The sequence below is a fragment of the Pseudomonas sp. NPDC090203 genome, from assembly GCF_044746765.1.
Lineage (GTDB): Bacteria > Pseudomonadota > Gammaproteobacteria > Pseudomonadales > Pseudomonadaceae > Aquipseudomonas > Aquipseudomonas putida_AD.
In genome coordinates, this window is sequence record NZ_JBIVCV010000009.1 from 105,163 (window position 1) to 120,929 (window position 15,767).

General features: G+C 62.1%; 13 protein-coding genes. 12 read left to right on the plus strand and 1 reads right to left on the minus strand.

The annotated features are described in order from the left end of the window. Nucleotides 1–56 precede the first annotated feature (56 nt). Complete coding sequence (locus ACIPO9_RS16980; RefSeq protein ID WP_400782247.1) at nucleotides 57–1,604, plus strand: sigma-54-dependent transcriptional regulator; 1,548 nt, start codon at nucleotides 57–59, stop codon at nucleotides 1,602–1,604. A gap of 130 nt (nucleotides 1,605–1,734) precedes the next feature. On the opposite strand, the gene ACIPO9_RS16985 is transcribed toward ACIPO9_RS16980, so the two are convergent. Beyond that, nucleotides 1,735–2,001: a DUF2790 domain-containing protein gene (locus tag ACIPO9_RS16985; protein WP_400782249.1), complete on the minus strand. Its 267-nt coding sequence runs from the start codon at nucleotides 1,999–2,001 to the stop codon at nucleotides 1,735–1,737. Nucleotides 2,002–2,453: 452 nt separating this feature from the next. Between ACIPO9_RS16985 and acs the strand changes: the two genes are divergently transcribed. The 11 genes from acs (at nucleotide 2,454) to astD (ending at nucleotide 15,653) form a co-directional block, all read left to right on the plus strand. Continuing rightward, the gene (gene acs / locus ACIPO9_RS16990) at nucleotides 2,454–4,409 is read left to right on the plus strand and encodes an acetate--CoA ligase (protein ID WP_274134512.1); all 1,956 of its coding nucleotides are present in this window, start codon (nucleotides 2,454–2,456) and stop codon (nucleotides 4,407–4,409) included. 613 nt (nucleotides 4,410–5,022) lie between these two features. Continuing rightward, nucleotides 5,023–5,799: an ABC transporter substrate-binding protein gene (locus ACIPO9_RS16995; RefSeq protein WP_274134515.1), complete on the plus strand. Its 777-nt coding sequence runs from the start codon at nucleotides 5,023–5,025 to the stop codon at nucleotides 5,797–5,799. Between the two features lie 90 nt (nucleotides 5,800–5,889). Continuing rightward, on the plus strand, nucleotides 5,890–6,579 hold the full coding sequence (locus ACIPO9_RS17000) for an ABC transporter permease (RefSeq protein ID WP_400782252.1): 690 nt from the start codon (nucleotides 5,890–5,892) through the stop codon (nucleotides 6,577–6,579). Beyond that, nucleotides 6,576–7,274 (plus strand): ABC transporter permease, encoded by a 699-nt coding sequence (locus tag ACIPO9_RS17005; RefSeq protein WP_274134517.1) that lies wholly within the window; start codon nucleotides 6,576–6,578, stop codon nucleotides 7,272–7,274. Before ACIPO9_RS17000 ends, ACIPO9_RS17005 begins: the two co-directional genes overlap by 4 nt. Nucleotide 7,275: 1 nt before the next feature. Further along, nucleotides 7,276–8,388: a succinylglutamate desuccinylase/aspartoacylase family protein gene (locus ACIPO9_RS17010; RefSeq protein WP_400782253.1), complete on the plus strand. Its 1,113-nt coding sequence runs from the start codon at nucleotides 7,276–7,278 to the stop codon at nucleotides 8,386–8,388. 21 nt (nucleotides 8,389–8,409) lie between these two features. Continuing rightward, nucleotides 8,410–9,174 carry an ABC transporter ATP-binding protein gene (locus ACIPO9_RS17015; protein ID WP_274134519.1) on the plus strand — a complete coding sequence of 255 codons (765 nt, stop codon included), beginning with the start codon at nucleotides 8,410–8,412 and terminating at the stop codon, nucleotides 9,172–9,174. A 148-nt stretch (nucleotides 9,175–9,322) separates the two neighbouring features. Further along, nucleotides 9,323–10,306: a transcriptional regulator ArgR gene (argR, locus tag ACIPO9_RS17020; protein WP_274134520.1), complete on the plus strand. Its 984-nt coding sequence runs from the start codon at nucleotides 9,323–9,325 to the stop codon at nucleotides 10,304–10,306. A 338-nt stretch (nucleotides 10,307–10,644) separates the two neighbouring features. Next, nucleotides 10,645–11,865, plus strand: coding sequence for an aspartate aminotransferase family protein (locus tag ACIPO9_RS17025; protein WP_274134521.1), 1,221 nt, complete (start codon nucleotides 10,645–10,647; stop codon nucleotides 11,863–11,865). Between the two features lie 176 nt (nucleotides 11,866–12,041). Continuing rightward, nucleotides 12,042–13,073, plus strand: coding sequence for an arginine/ornithine succinyltransferase subunit alpha (gene aruF, locus ACIPO9_RS17030; RefSeq protein ID WP_274134523.1), 1,032 nt, complete (start codon nucleotides 12,042–12,044; stop codon nucleotides 13,071–13,073). Between the two features lie 87 nt (nucleotides 13,074–13,160). Beyond that, nucleotides 13,161–14,186: an arginine N-succinyltransferase gene (astA, locus tag ACIPO9_RS17035; RefSeq protein WP_274134524.1), complete on the plus strand. Its 1,026-nt coding sequence runs from the start codon at nucleotides 13,161–13,163 to the stop codon at nucleotides 14,184–14,186. Beyond that, a complete protein-coding gene (gene astD, locus ACIPO9_RS17040; RefSeq protein WP_400782254.1) occupies nucleotides 14,187–15,653 on the plus strand; it encodes a succinylglutamate-semialdehyde dehydrogenase in 1,467 nt (488 codons plus the stop codon). It begins immediately after the preceding gene. Nucleotides 15,654–15,767 lie beyond the last annotated feature (114 nt).

The window sequence follows — 15,767 nt, forward strand, 5'->3', positions numbered from 1 at the left end:
TCACCATAAAAAAAGCGTCTGGTGACTATTGCCAGCCCTCAATGAGTCGACTCCCCATGCGCATCAAAGTGCATTGCCAGAACCGCGTCGGCATCCTGCGCGACATTCTCGAACTGCTGGTTTCCTACGGCGTGAACGTTTCCGGCGGGGAGGTGGGCGGCGAATTCGGCGACGCGATCTACCTGCGTTGTCCGAATCTCATCAACCTGCAATTTCAGGCGCTGGGGCCGAAATTCGAGGCGATCCCCGGGGTGTTCGGCGTCAAGCGTGTGGGATTGATGCCCAGCGAGCGTCGGCACATGGAGCTGAACGCCTTGCTGGGCGCGCTGGAGTTTCCGGTGCTGTCCATCGACATGGGCGGGTCCATCGTGGCGGCCAATCGGGCGGCGGCGCAGTTGCTCGGGGTCCGGGTCGATGAAGTGCCGGGCATCCCGCTTTCCCGCTACGCCGAGGACTTCGACCTGCCACAACTGGTGCGCGCCAACCGCTCGCGCATCAACGGGCTACGGGTGAAAGTAAAGGGCGATGTGTTTCTGGCCGACATCGCGCCGCTGCAATCGGAACACGAAGACAGCGAGGCCATGGCCGGTGCCGTGCTGACGCTGCATCGCGCCGACCGTGTAGGTGAGCACATCTATAACGTGCGCAAGCAGGAGCTGCGTGGCTTTGACAGCATTTTCCAGAGCTCGAAAGTGATGGCCGCCGTGGTTCGCGAAGCCCGGCGCATGGCGCCGCTGGACGCACCGCTACTGATAGAAGGCGAGACTGGCACCGGCAAGGAACTGCTGGCGCGGGCCTGCCACCTGGCGAGCCCGCGCGGTCAGTCGCCGATGATGGCGCTCAACTGCGCGGGGCTTTCCGAGTCGATGGCCGAAACCGAGCTGTTCGGTTACGGCCCCGGCGCTTTCGAGGGCGCGCGGGCGGAGGGCAAGCTGGGGTTGCTGGAACTCACAGCGGGCGGCACGCTGTTTCTCGACGGCGTGGCCGAGATGAGCGCCCGGTTGCAAGCCAAATTATTGCGTTACCTGCAGGACGGCTGTTTCCGTCGGGTGGGCAGCGATGAAGAGGTGTTTCTGGATGTGCGGGTGATCTGCGCGACCCAGGTGGACCTGTCCGAATTGTGCGCACGCGGCGAGTTTCGTCAGGATCTCTACCATCGCCTCAATGTGCTGTCGCTGCACATTCCGCCGCTGCGCGAGTGCCGGGATGGCCTCGATCCGCTGGTGCAGCATTTTCTGGATCAGGCCAGCCGCCAGATCGGCTGCCCGCTGCCGGGCATTTCCGCCCCGGCCATGGAGCGCCTGGCTCAGTACCACTGGCCGGGCAACGTGCGGCAACTGGAAAACGTATTGTTTCAGGCGGTGTCGTTGTGCGAGGGCGGGATGGTCAAGGCCGAGCACATTCGCTTGCCCGATTATGGCGTGCGCCAGCCGCTGGGGGATTTCTCCCTTGAAGGCGGGCTTGAAGATATTGTCGGGCGTTTTGAAAAGGCGGTACTTGAACAGTTATATGCGGCGCATCCGAGCAGTCGGTTATTGGGTAAACGACTGGGTGTTTCCCATACGACCATTGCCAATAAGTTGAAACTTTATGGCGTGGGATAGGCATATATATTAAATGATTAACGCTTGTAGGAGCGCGCTTGCCCGCGATGGCAATCTGTCTGATACACAGATATTGAATTGACCATCGTTGTCGCGGGCAAGCGCGCTCCTACAATCAGATCGGTGATCGTTAACCGTTACTGCACCCGTTGCCCATCACCAGGTACTCGAGCACGTGGCGCTTGCCCTGGGAGTCTTCGTAGGTCATGTGCTGTGGCACCACGTTGCAGACGTTGGGCGTTTCGTCCACGGAGATGACTTTGGCGATGTCCAGGTCGGTCGAGTAGGTGTAGTGCTCGACAGGTTGTGCTTGGCTGGAAATTTCACTCGGTCCGTCCTGCGCCATTGCCGCGGCGCTGAAACCACAAAGAGCCATTACAACCAGTGCAGCTTTCATTACAAGTTTCCTCTTGGTTGCTTCATCGCCCCGGGCTGATCGCGAATTGCGCTCGGCCGGGTGCACAAGGCCCTTGTGGGGCCCTGTGAGAAGCCAGTGAACTATCGGTTTAGTTGCCAGATCGACAAGCCGGTGTGGGGGGGCTGTTAGTTGTCAATCGTTTGCCGTGTTGGCGAAACGAATTCTAGGCTCGCAGGAAATATTCATATAGAAACCATTTTGATAAAGACTATTGAGCATTCCGGTAACAATCGCGAAATCGACCTTGAAACAGTCGCCGCGCCTAGTTCTTTGGTCGTAGTTCGAATATGAAGATTTGCCGCGCAACGGCCACTTCAGGGCGTTTCGGCGTTATGCTGATGGCCGGTAAGACCATCGTCGAATGGCTTTCGCGGCCATCGGCAGATACAACGGTTGCATACAAAAACAACATTTCCACCGAGGTAAGAAAGATGAGTGCGGCTTCCCTGTACCCCGTTCGCCCTGAAGTGGCAGCCAATACGCTGACAGACGAGGCGACCTACAAGGCCATGTACCAGCAGTCGGTGGTCAACCCCGATGGCTTCTGGCGTGAGCAGGCCAAGCGCCTGGATTGGATCAAGCCTTTCACCACCGTCAAACAGACCTCCTTCGACGATCACCGCGTCGACATCAAGTGGTTCGCCGATGGCACCCTGAACGTTTCCTACAACTGCCTCGACCGTCATCTGGCCGAGCGTGGCGATCAGGTCGCGATCATCTGGGAAGGCGACGACCCTTCCGAAAGCCGCAACATCACCTACCGCGAACTGCATGAAGAAGTCTGCAAGTTCGCCAACGCCCTGCGCGGCCAGGATGTACACCGCGGTGACGTGGTCACCATCTACATGCCGATGATCCCTGAAGCGGTGGTCGCGATGCTGGCCTGTGCCCGTATCGGCGCGATTCACTCGGTGGTGTTCGGCGGCTTCTCCCCCGAGGCGCTGGCCGGTCGCATCATCGACTGCCGCTCCAAGGTGGTCATCACCGCCGACGAAGGCCTGCGTGGCGGCAAGAAGACGGCGCTCAAGGCCAACGTCGACCGTGCCCTGACCAACCCTGAAACCAGCAGCGTGCAGAAAGTCATCGTCTGCAAGCGCACCGGCGGCGATATCGAGTGGAACCGCCACCGTGACATCTGGTACCACACCTTGCTCGAAGTGGCGTCGACCACCTGCGCACCCAAGGAAATGGGCGCCGAAGAGTCTTTGTTCATCCTCTACACCTCCGGTTCCACCGGCAAGCCCAAGGGCGTGCTGCACACCACCGCAGGCTACCTGCTGTACGCCGCGCTGACCCACGAGCGCGTGTTCGACTACAAACCGGGTGAAACCTACTGGTGCACCGCCGACGTGGGCTGGGTCACCGGCCACAGCTACATCGTCTACGGCCCGCTGGCCAACGGTGCGACCACGCTGCTGTTCGAGGGCATTCCGAACTACCCGGACATCACCCGCATGTCGAAGATCATCGACAAGCACAAGGTGAACATTCTCTACACCGCCCCGACCGCCATCCGCGCGATGATGGCCGAAGGCACCAAGGCCGTCGAAGGCGCTGATGGCTCGAGCCTGCGCCTGCTGGGTTCGGTGGGCGAGCCGATCAACCCGGAAGCCTGGAACTGGTACTACAACACCGTCGGCAAGCAGAACTGCCCGATCGTCGACACCTGGTGGCAGACCGAAACCGGCGGCATCCTCATCAGCCCGCTGCCAGGCGCCACGGCCCTCAAGCCAGGCTCGGCGACCCGTCCGTTCTTCGGCGTGATCCCGGCGCTTGTGGACAACCTGGGCAACCTGATCGAGGGCGCGGCCGAAGGCAACCTGGTGATTCTCGATTCGTGGCCTGGCCAGTCGCGCAGCCTGTACGGCGACCACGACCGTTTCGTCGACACCTACTTCAAGACCTTCCGCGGCATGTACTTCACCGGCGACGGCGCCCGTCGCGATGAAGACGGCTACTACTGGATCACCGGCCGGGTGGACGACGTGCTGAACGTGTCCGGCCACCGCATGGGCACCGCCGAGATCGAGAGCGCGATGGTTGCGCACCCGAAAGTCGCCGAAGCCGCAGTGGTCGGCGTGCCTCACGACCTGAAAGGGCAGGGCATCTACGTTTACGTGACGCTGAACGGTGGCGAGGTGCCGGACGAGGCGCTGCGCATCGAACTGCGCAACTGGGTGCGCAAGGAGATTGGCCCGATTGCCTCGCCTGACGTGATTCAGTGGGCGCCGGGCCTGCCCAAGACCCGCTCGGGCAAGATCATGCGCCGCATCCTGCGCAAGATCGCCACCGGTGAGTACGATCAACTGGGCGATATCTCGACCCTGGCCGATCCGGGCGTCGTGGCCCATCTGGTGGAAACCCACAAGACCATGAACGTCGCCTGACGCTCGTACGTCCCGAACGCCCCGCCCGGTGCACGCCGCGCGGGGCGTTTTTTTGCCGAGCGCCGCCACTTGTAGGAGCGCGCTTGCCCGCGACGGCGGACTGCCTGTGATGCATTGGGCGGCTGGTCGATTGCGGTCGCGGGCAAGCGCGCTCCTACAGGGGAAAACGCAGATGACATCGGGATATATCGATTTGTTACCGCCCACCCCAGTGTCGTGGCGGTGCGTGAGCGGTTGAGGCCTTTGACCCCGAAACCCCTGCAACTCATCGCCCCAAAGCCATCACTGGCCACGCTGGACTTGCCGGATTAGAAGGCTTTGCCAATAATGGGCGCGTTATTTGCTTCGTTGATAGGTTTGCTCTCGTCGCTCCTTGCATATTGTTCTGGAGCTGTCAATCAGGCTGAATGGCTTTCTCGGTGCTTCTGTAACTAGTTGTCGCATTGAAGAAATATCGACTTAAAGCCTGCCGCTAAAATGCCGATCACTCGCCGAAGGCTTGTCGGGCCATGAACCCGCCAGCGCCTCGCGTCGCAATTTCAGATAGTCCTTCTGCTCATCGGGCGTTACCGCCCATGGTCACTTGTCGCGTTTTACCGATGGAGTTCCAAGAATGAAAAAGCTCATGCTGCTGGGCGCACTGGCGCTGTCCGTACTGGTACAGCCTGCGTTCGCTGATGAAAAACCCCTGAAGATCGGTATCGAAGCGGCGTACCCTCCATTCGCCTCCAAGGCGCCGGACGGCAGCATCGTGGGTTTTGACTACGACATCGGCAACGCCCTGTGCGAAGAGATGAAGGTCAAGTGCGTGTGGGTCGAGCAGGAGTTCGACGGCCTGATCCCGGCGCTCAAGGTGCGCAAGATCGACGCCATCCTGTCCTCGATGTCCATCACCGACGATCGCAAGCAGTCCGTGGACTTCACCAACAAGTACTACAACACCCCGGCCCGTCTGGTCATGAAGCAGGGCACTGTCCTGGGCGACAACCTGGCTGAAATCAAGGGCAAGAACATCGGCGTGCAGCGTGGCTCGATCCACGAGCGTTTCGCCAAGGAAGTCCTGGCTCCCCTGGGCGCCGAGATCAAGCCATACAGCTCGCAGAACGAAATCTACCTGGACATCGGCGCCGGTCGCCTGGACGGTACCGTAGCGGACGCCACCCTGCTGCAGGACGGTTTCCTGAACACCGATTCGGGCAAGGGCTACGCTTTCGTGGGTCCTGCCTTCACCGACGTCAAATACTTCGGCGACGGCGTAGGCATTGCGGTGCGCAAGGGTGACAAGGCCGATCTGGACAAGATCAATGCCGCCATCGCTGCTATCCGTGCCAACGGCAAATACAAGGCTATCCAGGACAAGTACTTCAACTTCGACATCTACGGCAAGTAAGTCGACGTTCGTCCGTAATGGCGCAATCAGCGGGGTCTTCATCCTTCTGATCGCGCCATTTTTCTATCCCGCGCTCGAGGGCCACACTACATGTTGAAAGGCTACGGAGCCGTCATTCTCGACGGTGCATGGCTGACCCTGCAGCTCGCCCTGTGCTCCATGGCACTGGCCATCGTGCTCGGTCTGGTCGGCGTGTCCCTGCGTCTGTCGCCGGTGCGCTGGCTGGCCTGGCTGGGCGACCTGTATTCCACCGTCATTCGTGGCATTCCCGATCTGGTGCTGATCCTGCTGATTTTCTACGGCGGCCAGGACCTGCTCAACCGCGTCGCGCCGCTGCTCGGCCACGACGACTACATCGACCTGAACCCGCTGATGGCCGGTATCGGCACGCTGGGCTTCATTTTCGGTGCATATCTTTCAGAAACCTTCCGCGGCGCCTTCATGGCCATTCCCAAGGGGCAGGCCGAAGCCGGCATGGCCTACGGCATGAGCAGCTCGCGCGTGTTTTTCCGCATCCTGGTGCCGCAGATGATCCGTCTGGCGATTCCAGGCTTCACCAATAACTGGCTGGTACTGACCAAGGCCACCGCGCTGATCTCCGTGGTCGGCCTGCAAGACATGATGTTCAAGGCCAAGCAGGCGGCCGACGCCACCCGCGAACCCTTCACTTTCTTCCTCGCAGTCGCGGCCATGTACCTGGTGATCACCAGTGTCTCGCTGCTGGTACTGCGTTACATCGAAAAACGCTACTCGGCCGGCGTAAGGGTGGCAGACCTATGATCTTCGATTACAACGTGGTCTGGGACAGCCTGCCGCTGTATTTCGGCGGCCTGTTGATTACCCTCAAGCTGCTCGCGCTGTCGCTGTTCTTCGGACTGTTGGCGGCCTTGCCGCTGGCCCTGATGCGCGTCTCGAAAGTCGCCTGGGTCAATCTGCTGGCGTGGAGCTACACCTACGTGATTCGCGGCACGCCGATGCTGGTGCAGTTGTTCCTGATCTACTACGGCCTGGCGCAGTTCGAAGCCGTGCGCGAGAGCTTCCTGTGGCCGTGGCTGTCCAGCGCGACCTTCTGCGCGTGCCTGGCCTTTGCGATCAACACCAGTGCCTACACCGCCGAGATCATCGCCGGCAGCCTCAAGTCCACCCCGCCGGGTGAGATCGAAGCGGCGCGGGCCATGGGCATGTCCAAGGCCAAGATGTACCGCCGTATCCTGCTGCCGTCGGCTTTGCGCCGGGCGCTGCCGCAGTACAGCAACGAAGTGATCATGATGCTGCAGACCACGAGCCTGGCCTCCATCGTCACCCTGATCGACATCACCGGCGCCGCGCGCACGGTGAACGCGCAGTTCTATCTGCCGTTCGAGGCGTACATCACGGCGGGCGTGTTCTACCTGTGCCTGACCTTCATTCTGGTGAAACTGTTCAAGCTGGCCGAGCGCCGCTGGCTCGGTTACCTCGCACCGAGGAAGCACTGATATGCAACGCATCGATCATCGACTGCCCTGGAGCACCCTGGGGACCGAGCGCACGCTGAGTGTGTTCCGCTTCGGTCAGGGCGAGCGCAAGGTCTACATCCAGGCCAGCCTGCACGCCGACGAACTGCCGGGCATGCGCACGGCCTGGGAATTGAAGCAGCGCCTGGCCGAGCTCGAAGAGCAGGGCATGCTCAACGGCGTCATCGAGCTGGTTCCGGTGGCCAACCCCATCGGCCTTGGGCAGTTGCTGCAAGGCAATCACCAGGGTCGTTTCGAGTACGGCAGCGGCAAGAACTTCAACCGCGATTTCACCGAGCTGAGCGAGCCGGTGGCGCAGATGCTCGATGGCAAGCTGGGCGACGATCCTCGGGCCAACATCAAGCTGATTCGCCAGGCCATGGCCGATGTGCTCGTCCAGTTGCCGCCTGCGGGCAGCGAACTGGCAGGCATGCATCGCGTGCTGCTGAGCCACGCTTGCAACGCCGACATCGTGCTCGATCTGCATTGCGACACCGACGCATCGCTGCACATGTACGCGCTGCCCCAGCACTGGCCGCAGTGGCGTTCGCTGTCGGCCTACCTGGGTGTCAGTGTCGGCCTGCTGGCTGAAGACTCCGGCGGCAGTTCGTTCGACGAAGCCTGCTCGCTGCCATGGCTGCGGCTGGCGAAGAAATTCCCCGAGGCGCAGATCCCGCTGGCCTGCATGTCCACCACCCTTGAACTGGGCGGGCAGTCCAACACTGGCAAAGTCGAGGCGCAAGCTTATGCCGAAGGCATTCTGGCGTTCCTCGCCGGGCATGGCCTGATCAGCGGAGAGTGGCCACAACCGGCCCATGAGCCGTGCGAAGGCATGCCGTTCGAAGGCACCGAAATGATCTACGCGCCGCACACCGGCGTGCTGACCTTCCTGCGCGAAGCAGGTGAGTGGGTCGAGCCGGGCGAGCCGCTGTTCGAGGTCGTCGATCCGCTGAACGACCGTGCGACCACCGTCTGCGCCGGCACCGCCGGGGTGCTGTTCGCCATCGAAAAACTGCGTTACGCCCAGCCGGGCTACTGGATGGCCAAGGTGGCGGGGCGTACCCCGCTGCGTTCCGGCCGCCTGCTCAGCGACTGATTACTTGTGAGAACCGAAACCATGAACAAACTGGAAGTCCAGGACCTGCACAAGTGCTATGGCAGTCACGAAGTGCTCAAAGGCGTTTCGCTGACGGCCAAAGCGGGCGATGTGATCAGCATCATCGGCTCCAGCGGCTCGGGCAAAAGTACCTTTCTGCGCTGCATCAACCTGCTGGAGCAGCCCAAATCCGGCCGCATCCTGCTCAACAACGAAGAGCTCAAGCTGGTGGCCAACAAGGACGGCGGCCTTAAGGCGGCCGACCCCAAGCAGCTGCAACGCATGCGTTCGCGCTTGTCGATGGTGTTTCAGCACTTCAACCTGTGGTCGCACATGACAGCGCTGGAGAACATCATCGAAGCACCGATCCATGTCCTGGGCGTGCCGAAGAAAGAAGCCCTGGAAAAGGCCGAGCATTACCTGAACAAGGTCGGCGTGGCCCATCGCAAGGACGCCTACCCGGGGCACATGTCCGGTGGCGAGCAGCAGCGCGTGGCGATTGCCCGGGCGCTGGCGATGGAACCTGAGGTCATGCTGTTCGACGAACCGACGTCCGCGCTGGACCCTGAATTGGTCGGCGACGTGTTGAAGGTCATGCAGGCGCTGGCTCAGGAAGGTCGCACCATGGTCGTGGTGACCCACGAGATGGGCTTTGCCCGTGAAGTGTCCAACCAGCTGATTTTCCTGCACAAGGGCCTGATCGAAGAGAGCGGCGATCCTCGCGAGGTGCTGGTCAATCCGAAATCGGAACGTCTGCAGCAGTTCCTGTCCGGTAGCCTGAAATAACGATTCGCCCGTTTTCAACGGTGCGTTTTGTGAGAGAACAGTTCATGCTGCGCGTCATTCAGCTCGCCGCCATCAACTGAACGCAACAGATTTTGCACGCCCTGCGTGTGACCCATAAAAAATTGCGACACGTTCCGGATTGCACGACATGACTGCCCATCGAATCGGATTTCTTATCTGGCCCGGCACCAAGGCCCTGACCCTGGCGCTGGCCGAAGAAGCCCTGCGTGTCGCGCAGCGGGTGCATCCGGAAGTGGTCTATGAGCTGTCGTTCCTGCAGGCCGAACCGCCGGTCGAAGGCGCCGCCTGGCAGTTGCCGGGCGAGCCCTGGGCGGGGCGTCTTGAAGGCTGCCAGAAGGTGTTTCTGGTCGCCGACGAGCCACCGGCGCCGATGGCGTCTGCGCTGGCTGGCGCGCTCAAGCAACTGGTGCGCGCAGGCTGTGTGATCGGCGGCCTGTCGGCGGGTGTCTATCCGCTGGCGCAACTGGGGCTGCTCGATGGTTATCGCGCGGCGGTGCACTGGCGCTGGCAGGATGATTTCGCCGAGCGCTTCCCGAAAGTCATCGCCACCAGCCACCTGTTCGATTGGGATCGCGATCGTCTGACAGCCTGCGGCGGGATGTCGGTACTGGATCTGCTGCTGGCCGTGCTGGCCCGCGATCACGGTGCCGAGCTTGCCGGTGCGGTGTCGGAAGAACTGGTAGTGGAGCGCATTCGCGAGGGCGGCGAGCGTCAGCGCATTCCGTTGCAGAACCGTCTGGGTTCGAGTCATCCGAAGCTGACCCAGGCCGTACTGTTGATGGAAGCCAACATCGAAGAGCCGCTGACTACCGACGAAATCGCACAGCATGTGTGTGTTTCGCGCAGGCAACTGGAGCGCATCTTCAAGCAGTACCTCAATCGCGTGCCGAGCCAGTATTATCTGGAGCTGCGCCTGAACAAGGCCCGCCAGATGCTGATGCAGACCAGCAAGTCGATCATCCAGATCGGCCTGTCGTGCGGCTTCTCCTCGGGCCCGCACTTCTCCAGCGCCTATCGCAATTTCTTCGGCGCCACCCCCCGCGAAGACCGCAACCAGCGCCGCAGCAGCAGCCCGTTCGAACTGTCGTCGGTGCCTGCCGAGCGCGGTTGACACTCTGCAAATCGATCCCCTGCAGGAGCGCGCTTGCCCGCGAATGCGATCTGCCTGGTGGGGATGTGCTGTCTGGCACGACCCCGTCGCGGGCAAGCGCGCTCCTACAGATGTCCATGTCAAACAATTCAAATCCACACAACGCTGCTACTGCGCGCCGCTAACGTTTAAACTGCGCCTTTCCGAAGCATTTTGTCGCATTGCCGAAAGCCTCTGAAAAAGCCGGTTTTGCGCTATAAGAAGTTGTCGCTTGGCGGCAAGGCCGCGCTCAAATCAGTCCTTACAATCCTTCCATCGCTCGCCAGTCCCAGGCAGGCGTTCCTCTTCAGGAGACTCCGATGTCCGTTGAGCAAGTACCGGTGCAACGTGCCGATTTCGACCAGGTGATGGTCCCCAACTACGCTCCCGCAGCGTTCATTCCGGTACGCGGCCAGGGTTCCCGCGTGTGGGACCAGGCGGGGCGCGAGCTGATCGATTTCTCCGGCGGCATCGCGGTCAACGTACTGGGCCACGCCCACCCGGCGCTGGTCGGTGCACTGACCGAACAGGCCAACAAGCTGTGGCATGTCTCCAACGTATTTACCAACGAGCCTGCGCTGCGCCTGGCCAAGAAGCTGGTCGATGCCACCTTCGCCGAGCGCGTGTTCTTCTGTAACTCGGGCGCCGAAGCCAACGAAGCGGCCTTCAAGCTGGCCCGTCGCGTGGCTCACGACCTGTACGGCACCGAGAAGTATGAAATCGTCGCGGCGCTGAACAGCTTCCACGGTCGCACCCTGTTCACCGTGAGCGTGGGCGGCCAGCCGAAGTACTCCGACGGCTTCGGCCCGAAAATCACCGGTATCACCCATGTGCCTTACAACGATCTGGAAGCACTGAAGGCTGCGGTCAGCGACAAGACCTGCGCCGTGGTGCTGGAGCCGATCCAGGGCGAGGGCGGTGTACTGCCAGCCGAGCTTGAATACCTGCAAGGCGCGCGCAAGCTGTGTGACGAGCACAACGCACTGTTGGTGTTCGACGAAGTCCAGAGCGGCATGGGCCGTAGCGGCCATTTGTTCGCCTACATGCATTACGGCGTGACCCCGGACATCCTCTCCAGCGCCAAGAGCATCGGCGGCGGCTTCCCGATGGCGGCCATGCTGACCACCGAGAAACTGGCCAAGCACCTGGCTGTCGGCGTGCACGGCACCACCTACGGCGGCAACCCGCTGGCCTGCTCGGTGGGCGAGGCGGTGATCGACGTCATCAACACCCCCGAGGTGCTGGCGGGTGTCACTGCCAAGCACGAACTGTTCAAGGCGCGCCTCGAGAAGATCGGCCAGCAATATGGCGTGTTCAGCGAAGTGCGCGGCATGGGCCTGTTGATCGGTGCGGTGCTGACTGACGCCTGGAAGGGCAAGGCCAAGGACTTCTTCAACGCTGCCGAACAGGAAAACCTGATGATCCTGCAGGCAGGTCCCGACGTTGTGCGCTTCGCGCCGAGCCTGGTGATCGAGGATGCCGACATCATCGAAGGCCTGGACCGTTTCGAGCGTGCCGTGGCGAAGCTGACCAAAGCCTGACCCGCGCCACACCACCTGTAGGAGCGCGCTTGCCCGCGACGCGATCTGCCTGTCACGCCTGTATCGGCTGATACATCGCGGTCGCGGGCAAGCGCGCTCCTACAGGGCGCTGTCGTAATGACGTTTTTTTCTGTTGCCGGACACCCGGCCCGATTTTTTTCTCAAGGAGTGACACCATGCTGGTGATGCGCCCTGCGCAAATGGCTGATCTGAGCGAGGTTCAACGCCTGGCTGCGGACAGTCCGATTGGTGTCACGTCCCTGCCGGATGACGCTGGACGTCTGGGTGACAAGATCGCCGCTTCCGAAGCGTCGTTCGCCGCCGAGGTCAGTTTCAATGGCGAGGAAACCTATTTCTTCGTGCTTGAAGACACCGAATCCGGGCGTCTGGTGGGCTGTTCCGGAATCGTTGCCTCGGCCGGTTATTCCGAGCCGTTCTACAGTTTCCGCAACGAGACCTTCGTTCACGCCTCCCGCGAACTGAAGATCCACAACAAGATCCACGTGCTCTCCCAGTGCCATGACCTGACCGGCAACAGCCTGCTGACCAGCTTCTACGTGCTGCCCGAACTGGTCGGCACCTTGTGGTCGGAGCTCAACTCCCGTGCGCGCCTGCTGTTCGTGGCCGCTCACCCCGAGCGCTTCGCCGATTCGATCGTCACCGAGATCGTCGGCTACAGCGACGAAAACGGCGACTCGCCGTTCTGGGACGCCATCGGTCGCAACTTCTTCGACCTCAACTACGCCGAAGCCGAGCGTATCTGTGGGCTCAAGAGCCGCACGTTCCTCGCCGAACTGATGCCGCATTACCCGATCTACGTGCCGCTGCTGCCGGACGAAGCCCAGGAATCCATGGGCCAGGTCCACCCGCGCGCGCAGATCACCTTCGACATCCTGATGCGCGAAGGCTTCGAGACCGACCATTACATCGACATCTTCGACGGCGGGCCGACCCTGCATGCGCGCACCTCCGGCATTCGCTCGATTGCCCAGAGCCGCGTGGTGCCGGTGAAAGTCGATACCGTCGCCAGCGGCGATGCGGTGAAGGGCGGCCGTCCATACCTGGTCGCCAACAGCCAGTTGCAGGACTACCGCGCCGTGATGCTGGAACTGGACTGGGTACCTGGCAAGCCGGTGACCCTGAGCCTGGCTGCCGCCGAGGCGCTGGGTGTCGGTGAAGGTGCCAGCGTGCGCATCGTCGCGGTTTGACAGTTGAGTCATCGGCAACCCCTTGCGTTGCCGTGTCGCGGGTTAGAGTTCGCCGGTGCCCCACAGGAGCCGGCTTGAGGAGAAAGCATGATCGTTCGTCCCGTACGCAGCAGTGACCTACCGGCGCTGATTGATTTGGCGCGCAGCACAGGCGCAGGCCTGACTACGCTTCCGGCCAATGAAGAGCGTCTGGCGCACCGGGTCGGTTGGGCCGAAAAAACCTTCCGTGGCGAAGCCGAGCGGGGCGACACCGACTACCTGTTCGTCCTTGAAGACGACGACGGCCGCGTGGTCGGTATCTCGGCCATCGCCGGTGCGGTCGGTCTGCGCGAGCCCTGGTACAACTACCGGGTGGGCCTGACGGTCAGCGCCTCGCAAGAGTTGAACATCTATCGCGAGATCCCGACGCTGTTCCTGGCGAACGATCTGACCGGCAACTCCGAGCTGTGCTCGCTGTTCCTGCACGCCGATTTCCGCAACGGCCTCAACGGTCGCCTGCTGTCGAAGGCGCGGATGCTGTTCATCGCCGAATTCCCCGAGCTATTCGGCGCGAAGATCATCGCCGAAATGCGCGGCATGTCCGACGAGCAGGGCCATTCGCCGTTCTGGGAAAGCCTGGGCCGGCACTTCTTCAAGATGGAGTTCAGCCAGGCCGATTACCTTACCGGTGTCGGCAACCGTGCGTTCATCGCCGAGTTGATGCCCAAGTTCCCGCTGTACAGCTGCTTCCTGTCCCAGGCGGCGCGGGACGTGATCGGTCGCGTGCACACCAGCACGGAACCTGCGCTGACCATGCTCAAGGCCGAAGGCTTCAGCTATCAGGGCTACGTCGACATCTTCGACGCAGGCCCGGCCATCGAATGCGAGACCGGCAAGATCCGCGCCGTGCGCGACAGCCAGGCGCTGGTGCTGGCGGTGGGCACGCCGGGCGATGACGCGACACCGTTTCTTATCCACAACCGCAAGCGCGAAGATTGCCGCGTGACTGCCGCCCCTGCGCGTTTCGCGGCGGGCACCCTGGTGGTCGATCCGAAAACCGCCAAGCGCCTGCGTCTGACGGCGGGCGATCAGGTGCGCGCGGTGCCGCTGTCGCCGGCTCGGGAGGGTGTGTAAATGACGACTTTGTATATCGCAGGCCAGTGGCAGGCCGGGCAGGGCGAGGCTTTTGAATCGCTGAACCCGGTCACCCAGCAGGTGATCTGGAAAGGCCAGGGTGCCAGCGCGGCGCAGGTCGAAGCGGCGGTCAGCGCTGCCCGCCAGGCGTTCCCGGCCTGGGCGACGCGCACGCTGGAAGAGCGCATCGTGGTGCTGGAAGCCTTTGCCGCCGCGCTGAAGAGCCGCGCCGATGAAATCGCCCGTTGCATCGGTGAGGAAACCGGTAAACCGCTGTGGGAATCGGCGACGGAAGTGACCAGCATGGTCAACAAGGTCGCGATCTCGATTCAGAGTTATCGCGAGCGCACCGGCGAGAAGAGCGGCCCGCTGGGCGACGCCAACGCTGTGTTGCGCCACAAGCCTCATGGCGTGGTGGCGGTATTCGGCCCTTACAATTTTCCGGGGCACCTGCCTAACGGGCACATCGTTCCGGCGCTACTGGCCGGTAACGCGGTGGTGTTCAAGCCCAGCGAGCTGACGCCGAAAGTCGCCGAGCTGACGGTGCAATGCTGGATCGAAGCCGGTCTGCCCTCCGGTGTGCTGAACCTGGTGCAGGGCGCGCGGGAAACCGGTATCGCGCTGGCGGCCAACGTCGGTATCGACGGCCTGTTCTTCACCGGCTCAAGCCGCACCGGCAACTCGCTGCATCAGCAATTCGCCGGGCGGCCGGACAAGATTCTTGCCCTGGAAATGGGCGGCAACAACCCGCTGGTGGTGGATCAGGTCGCGGATGTCGATGCGGCGGTCTACACCGTGATTCAGTCGGCGTTCATTTCCGCAGGCCAGCGCTGCACCTGCGCTCGCCGCCTGTTGGTGCCGCAAGGTGCGTGGGGCGATGCGTTCATGGCGCGGCTGGTTGAGGTGACGTCGACCATTCAGGTCGGTGCGTTCGATCAGCAGCCGGCGCCGTTCATGGGCTCGGTGATTTCCTTGCGTGCCGCCCAGGCGCTGCTCGAAGCCCAGGAGCACCTGCTGGCCAATGGCGCCGTGGCGCTGCTGGAAATGGCCCAGCCCGACAGCAATGCGGCCTTGCTGACGCCGGGTATCCTGGACGTGAGTGACGTGGCCGAGCGTCCCGACGAGGAACTGTTCGGCCCCTTGCTGCAAGTGATTCGCTACGTGGATTTCGCTGCGGCCATCGACGAAGCCAACAACACCCAGTACGGGCTGGCGGCCGGCCTGCTGTCGGATTCGCAGGAACGCTATCAACAGTTCTGGCTGCAAAGCCGGGCGGGCATCGTCAACTGGAACAAGCAATTGACCGGCGCGGCGAGTACCGCACCGTTCGGCGGCGTCGGCGCTTCGGGCAACCATCGCGCCAGTGCGTACTACGCCGCGGATTATTGCGCGTACCCGGTGGCGTCGCTGGAGAGCGGGACGCTGGCGCTGCCAGCAAGCCTGACCCCCGGCATCACCCTGAAATAAGACTGTAGGAGCGCGCTTGCCCGCGACCGCGTAGTGTCAGTCGACACCTCGTTTGCGGACAGAGAGCCGTCGCGGGCAAGCGCGCTCCTACAGGTGTGCAGCGCATGAAGAATG